The sequence below is a fragment of the Candidatus Cardinium sp. cByotN1 genome (assembly GCF_022810525.1).
In the GTDB taxonomy this organism is placed as follows: Bacteria; Bacteroidota; Bacteroidia; order Cytophagales; family Amoebophilaceae; genus Cardinium.
Genome location: NZ_JAACGG010000084.1, coordinates 1 through 6,790, shown reverse-complemented (window position 1 = coordinate 6,790; position 6,790 = coordinate 1). Strand labels below are relative to the sequence as shown.

Below are 6,790 nucleotides of genomic sequence, written 5' to 3'. Positions count from 1 at the left end.
CAGGAACCTCCCTGCAATCCATCCTGGCAACTGTTTTTCTTTTCATCTGTAAACTAAGCTTTCTGATCGCACTTTTTTCAAAGGGCGCGTTTTTTTACTAGCATAAGCCATAGTGGTGAACGGAAACGTAATTTTTACAGCTGAACTAGAAAAAAGAAGGCGATTCAAGCCCAACAAGCCGGGAACAAGCCTGAAAAGCCGGGAAGTGATGTTTTCTAGCTATACACCTACTCCAATGCGTTTGAATGCAGTAACAGTTAAAGTGGGGGCAACTGTTTTAAGATATTGGGCAACTGTTAGTTTATTATTTTTGACAAATGGCTGCTGTAATAGCGTATTTTCCTGAAAAAACTTGTTTAATCTGCCCTGAGTTATTTTTTCTGCTTTGTTGCTATCAAACCCTTCAGCTATAACCTGTGCATGGATAACAGCCGATTCTCTTTCGACTACAGTTGAATCAACCTGATCTTTATCAAGCGCTACAGGGGCCATAGCGGCTATTTGCATGGCCACATCTTTACCTGCAGCGAGTACACCTTCACCTTGACCACCTTCTAGGGCTACTAAAACAGCTAAACGATTACCAGTATGAATATAAGGAACGGTTACCTGGGCTGTTAAGGTTTCATAAGCAGAAATGGTTATTTTCTCACCAACGGTACCAGTAGCGGCTACCATAGCTGCTTGAACGGTCTCATCGCCTAATGGCAAAGCTTCTAACGTGGCTATGGAGATGGGATTGTGGGCTACTGCAGCTTCTAAAATACGTTTACCTAACGTAACAAACAACTCGCTTTTAGCAACAAAGTCGGTTTCACAATTAAGTACCAACAAGAAAGATTGCTTATTATTGGAACTTGCACAAGCAAAAACAGCGCCTTCACCTGCATGGTATGCAGCACGATCTGCCAATATCTTTTGTCCTTTTTTTCTTAAAAAATCAATGGCTTTTTCAAAATCACCTCCTGATTCAATTAATGCTTTCTTGCAATCCATCATTCCTGCACCTGTTTTTTGCCTCAGAGCAGCTACCTCTTGTGCTGTAATAACCATATATTCTATTTATTATATTCAGATGACTGACCTGCTGCAAGGAACCTATTCAGCCCCCACCTACGGCCATGGGTTATACCCAAAAAAAGAGACCCTATAGAATGAAGTTTATTATTTTTTTTCTTTACCTAACTCCTCTTGAATGGGAGCAGCAGCTTGTACTGCTTTTGCTTGCTCCGGTTGCTCTTTAACGGGCAAAGGAGCTTGTACTAATTCTTCTTTCTTTGGTCGGTCTTTAACGGGAGTAGCTGCTTGTGCAACTTTAGCTACAGGTGTAGTTTCTTTAGGTTTTGCCTTGGATGGAATGGTTTTCTTGATTACCACACCTTGCACCACTTTTATACCTCTTTTAGGAGCCATTTTGCTACCTTCATTACCAGCAGGTTCCTCCTCTTTCTTAGGGGCGGTTTCTGCCTTCTCCTTCTTATAGGCTGCAATACCTTCTTGAATTGAACCAGCTAGATATCGAACTATAATGTCAACTGAACGGAAGGCATCATCATTGCCAGGAATAGGAAAATCAACTATATCTGGGTTGGTGTTGGTATCAACAAGGGCAAAAACAGGAATACCTAATTTGCGTGCTTCTTCAACAGCAATATGCTCTTCTTTGATGTCAATTACCAATAGCGCAGAGGGAAGTCTAGTAACATTAGCCAATCCCTGTAATATTCTACTGAGTTTTTCTTGCTCTCGGGCAATAATCAACCTTTCTTTTTTAGCCAAATTTTTATAAGCAGATGTCTGCATATTTTTTTCTATGGCTAGCATACGCTTTAGTAGCTTGCGGGTATTGACAAAGTTAGTGAGCGTGCCACCAAGCCATCGTTCTGTAACATAGGGCATACCTAAGTCTTTAGCTGCCTGCTCTACAGAAGCTTTAACTTGCTTTTTGGTAGCTACAAACAAGATTTTTTTACCAGCTTGTGCCATCGCATTGAGCTGCAAGGCAGCTGCTTGCATACAGGTAATGGTTTTATTTAGATCAATGATATGTATGCCATTTTGCTTCATGAAAATAAAGGGAGCCATCTTAGGATTCCATTTCCTAGTTAAGTGACCAAAATGGACGCCAGCATCAAGCAATTCTTTGAATTCTAATTTTATCATTATGGGTAATAACAAATATAACTATGAGAATAGGGCTAACGTTTGGTAAATTGGAATTTCTTTCTGGACTTTTTACGACCATACTTCTTACGTTCCACTACTCTAGCATCCCTAGTTAAGAAGCCTTCTTTTTTCAGTATGGGCCTATTGGTTTCTAAGTCTAATTTGCAAAGTGCCCTAGCAACACCCAAGCGAATGGCCTCAGCTTGTCCGCGCAACCCCCCACCAGTAACATTAACCTTGAGATTATACTGGGTTACCATATCTAATTTTTCTAGAGGCTGCTTAACAATTAAGCTAATTTCTTCTACTGGGAAATAATCTGAAAGTGGCTTATGATTAATTTGAATATCTCCTGTGCCTTTAACAAGATAAACCCTGGCTACGGCGGTCTTTCTTCGACCTACTGCATTAACTGTTTCCATCCGTTAATAAAATTAGTATTTTAGGGTTATTGGGGTTGGTTTTTGAGCTGCATAGGGATGGATAGCACCCTGGCAAACATGCAAATTGTGAAATAACCTTCTGCCCAACCTATTTTTAGGCAACATACCTTTTACAGCATGCTCTATAACACGCTTGGGATTAACAACCTGAACTTCTTGAGGAGTAGCCTGCTTCAACCCGCCAGGATAACCTGAATACGTGGTATAGGTTTTTTTTACCCATTTATTACCTGATAAAGCTACTTTACCAGCATTCAAAATGATAACATGGTCTCCCCCATCTGTATGGGGCGTAAAATCGGGCTTATGCTTCCCACGGATGATGTAAGCAACCTGGCTAGCGAGCCTACCCAACGGCTGCGACGAAGCATCAACAACAACCCATTGTTTGTTAACACTCTGCTTGTTAGCATATTTTGTCTTATAACTAATATAATCCACGCTTTTTTAAATAAAAAGTTGAACCAACAAAAAAATTTGAGGACTGTACAAAAAACTAAAGGCTTCAAATGTATCTTTTTTTTGCAAAAAATGCAAACAAAATGAAACTAAAAAAACATATACTGTCTACTTAAAGTATTGAAGCGATAACCTATAGCAGCCAGGAAGTACCTCCTTGTAGTCAAGTTATAGATGCATTAACGCACAATAACTTGTGTAAAGGAATCTAAAGATAAGTATTTTTGTGCTAATTTTCTAACCTCTACAGCGGTTATATTACGAACCTGATGGTAAAACGCAGTGTAGTAACTTTGGTCTAAGCCATGAAGATAGGTTGTTTGAAACTTTTGCATAATAGCAAAAGGATCATTAATCGTAGTTAAAAAATGGCCCAGCAAGTAGTTTTTAACATTTGCTAAGGTCTGGTCTGAAACTAGCTCATGGTGCAACAGTTCTATTTCTTTATAAACCTCCTTAATGGTTTCCTTGGTTACTTCTTGGGCTACTTCTGTAGTAATAGCTAGGTAGCCAGCTTGTAGTAAAGCTACCATACTGGAATGAATGCCATAGGTATAGCCCTTATCTTCTCGAATATTACGCATAAGCCGAGAGCCAAAATAACCACCTAAAAGGGTATTAACTACAACCATAGGTAAAAAATCTACTTCTTTCTTAACCAATAATTTTTTGCCAATTACAATGGCAGACTGCAGATGTTGGCCATCTACTAACTCTATTTTTTCAGGCAGTGTACTAGGTAGTATTTGATCTATTAACAGATTTTTGGCAGTAGGTAAACCTGCTAGGGATTCTTCAATCAATTGTAAGGCTGTTGGCGTAACTTGACCGCTCACAAAAGCAGCACAACTCGTAAAAAATAGTTGGTCGTAATGTTGTTGTAAATCTGCCCGTTGGATACCAAAAACATCTTGTATAGTGAGATGTTTACCATAAGGATGCGCCTCTGTAAATAAAGCCGTACAAAATCGCTTATACGCTACCCGATTATTTTTTTTATCGGCAACTTGAATAGCCTGCGCTTTTACGTTTTTGAGCAATTCAAGTGATTTTTCAGGAAAACTAGGAGTCAATAAAACCTCCAATAATAGGTCTAAGACAGGGCTAAGATGCTTGGTAAGCGTGGAAAGAGAGATGGTACAAAAATCTTTCTGTACGCGCGTGCTAATCGTTGCACCATAGTAATCTATAATATGCGCAATAGCTTGCGTATTTTTAGTTATGGTACCCTCTAGTAGCATAGCAGCAGTAAAATAGGCTGCACCTGGATGCAATTCATAAGCGCTACCAGATTTAAAAATCAAATCTAACTCTATAATGGGTTGACTACCCATGTTTAAGCAATAAAGTGGAATCTTATTCCCAAGTACCTGTCTTGCTGGCCATGGAAAATGGATAGGCTCTATCTCTTTAAATTTTGGAGGAATGGTTCTATCAAGCATAAATAATATAGCATTTACAAAAAATTAGATTTTTTGCCAGGCGTTACTGCTACTGGTAATGCGCAAGGCAAGCCAGTGGTTAAATCTTCAGGAGGTCGTTTATAGATCGACAGTATAATTTGCCTGGGAATGGTCTATCTAAAATAAAGCAAAAATAAGATTTATTGGATGAATAGCATCAAAAATTGAAAAAATAAGCCTACAAGCAATAGTAAAAACTATAGGAGCGACCTATAAGAACTGACTAAAAGGTGATTGGTGATCGACAGGTATTGTACAAAATTTTCTTGTATAGCCGTAACACAATGGTGAGTCGCTTTCTGAGCGCAACTACTTTACAAGGAGCGGTTTTTTGGTACAGTTGTGCCACAGTAGTGAATGGATACGATAAATTTTTGTTACATAAGCCATCCAAAGGCTTTACGTTGTAACTGATTATACAGTACACGATTAGCCAATTGCTCAACGTTCAACAAATTTTTGAATTTCATCAAGGGCCTCAGGACTATCCAATGTACCTATAATGCCAAAATCGTCAATAGAAATATGGGCAGTATTATGAATAGTAACTTGATGGTAATTGGGGCTCTTTTCAAGAGTAGCGCTTCCAAGCTGACTGTAAAGCGGAACAAAGCCGTCATGACTTTGGTCAACATTCTCTTTTCCAACAATCAAGTTGGTATATAGATTATCCAACAATGGAGTAAGCAACCCTTCAATGAATTGGCTAAAATCCAAAAATTGATCAAGTATATCATCTGTTTCTGCAGATAGCTTATTTTTTTCTTTATTGATAAATTTATTCAATAACTCACTTAGAAGGTTTGAGTATACTCCACCTATTGCTAGTTTAGGAATATTTAATTTGACAAGTTTAGCGTGAATATCACGCAAAGCTGCACTTCCTTCTACTAAGTCTTGTAGGCCTGGTGGTTGTAAGAATTGCAAAAAGCTTGAAAGAGCCTTAGGATCTGAACTATTAAGCGCAGTAATCAACCTATCTATTAAATAGCACGCTTGTTGACCCGCCTCTCCTTTCTGTTCAACATATGTTTTAACATGTTTTAATAATGATACGAATAAATAGCAGGCTTGTTGACCCGCCTCTCCTTTCTGTTCAACATATGTTTTAACATGTTGTAATAATGATGCGCAATCCTTGAATCTAAGCAGAGGAACGCCTTCGAATGGTGTATTGATGCCAACAATTTTTACTTTATAACCTGCTTCTTGGAGTTTAGGTGCTAAAGCAGATACACGAAGGCCTCCTTGACTATGGCCAATGAGTATGATAGGCCGTTCTTTAGCGTTAGGTATAGTTGAAGTTCTTTTTAAGAATTCTGTATGACATTTTTTAGCTTGTTGCTCTATGGAAAGAGAGAAGGTTTCTTCTTGTGTTACACTTGATGAAAGTATTACTTTCGAATCGGGAAATTTTTCAAGAAGTTTTTTTTGGAAAGAGTCAAAACGATCAGGAGTATCGTTCCATCCATGTGCTAGAAAAAATATAGGTGGCTGATTTGTAACTACATTCGGATTAGTATTAGCTGTACTACCATTTTTTGATACATGGAAGCTACTAGCACCAGTAAGGAGCGTGGCATCAACACCGCTACTAGAATCACTACAGGGAGTAGCGTCAGTAGAAAAAGCAGAGGGAGTAGAGCCAGTAGCGTTGGACGCTACCTTAGGAGGACTATTCGGTGGACTATTGTCCTTGCATTCACAACCAATAAACAACAAAGAAATAGATATGAAAAAAGGAATAGTAAGGTACAATAGCTTGGTTATCTTGTTATAAAAACTTTTTCTAGAGATGGGCTGAACGTGCATGATAAGTAACGGTTAGGTAAATTTTTAAAATTTAGTAGCGTAGGCGAGGCGACTACGTAATACATTTGCAATTTTACAAAAAAATAAAATTATATGCAAAAGTTATTAGATTTCGGTTCACCCCAATGGGGTCAACTTAAGGAATTTTTATTGTTTTTTTATTTGATTATAAGTATTTTTCTCTTACTTTTTTCTTGATAAGAAAGTAAGCAAAAAATCAAGCCCTGTGCAAAAAACTGCTGAAAACTCAGCTTACAGCTGGAAAAACAGAAATCTCCCGCTGCGCAGGCTTCAAACAAAACTGTTTTTCTTTTCATCTATAAGCTGAGCTTGCTGATCGCAGCTTTGTACCTGTTCAAGTCAGTGGCAAATAAGATGTTTTTAACTTACTTTTTTCTTGATAAAAAAGTAAGCAAAAAATCAAGCCCTGGTAAAAAGTTGCGGAAA

5 protein-coding genes and 1 pseudogene are annotated in these 6,790 nt (G+C 38.2%); all 6 read right to left on the bottom strand.

All coding sequences use genetic code 11. From position 1 onward, the window contains the following. Positions 1–219: 219 nt before the first annotated feature. Entirely contained in the window at positions 220–1,053 is an 834-nt protein-coding gene (tsf, locus tag MUW73_RS02510; RefSeq protein ID WP_243018357.1) for a translation elongation factor Ts, read from the bottom strand. A gap of 384 nt (positions 1,054–1,437) precedes the next feature. After that, positions 1,438–2,163: pseudogene (gene rpsB, locus MUW73_RS02505) on the bottom strand (30S ribosomal protein S2); the annotation flags it as partial. 35 nt (positions 2,164–2,198) lie between these two features. Then, on the bottom strand, positions 2,199–2,588 hold the full coding sequence (gene rpsI, locus MUW73_RS02500; protein WP_243018359.1) for a 30S ribosomal protein S9: 390 nt from the start codon (positions 2,586–2,588) through the stop codon (positions 2,199–2,201). A 12-nt stretch (positions 2,589–2,600) separates the two neighbouring features. Continuing rightward, on the bottom strand, positions 2,601–3,050 hold the full coding sequence (gene rplM / locus MUW73_RS02495; protein WP_243018360.1) for a 50S ribosomal protein L13: 450 nt from the start codon (positions 3,048–3,050) through the stop codon (positions 2,601–2,603). A gap of 197 nt (positions 3,051–3,247) precedes the next feature. Continuing rightward, positions 3,248–4,510, bottom strand: a complete 1,263-nt coding sequence (locus MUW73_RS02490) for a M16 family metallopeptidase (RefSeq protein ID WP_243018362.1) — start codon at positions 4,508–4,510, stop codon at positions 3,248–3,250. A 462-nt stretch (positions 4,511–4,972) separates the two neighbouring features. Further along, positions 4,973–6,343: a DUF3089 domain-containing protein gene (locus MUW73_RS02485; protein WP_243575221.1), complete on the bottom strand. Its 1,371-nt coding sequence runs from the start codon at positions 6,341–6,343 to the stop codon at positions 4,973–4,975. Positions 6,344–6,790 lie beyond the last annotated feature (447 nt).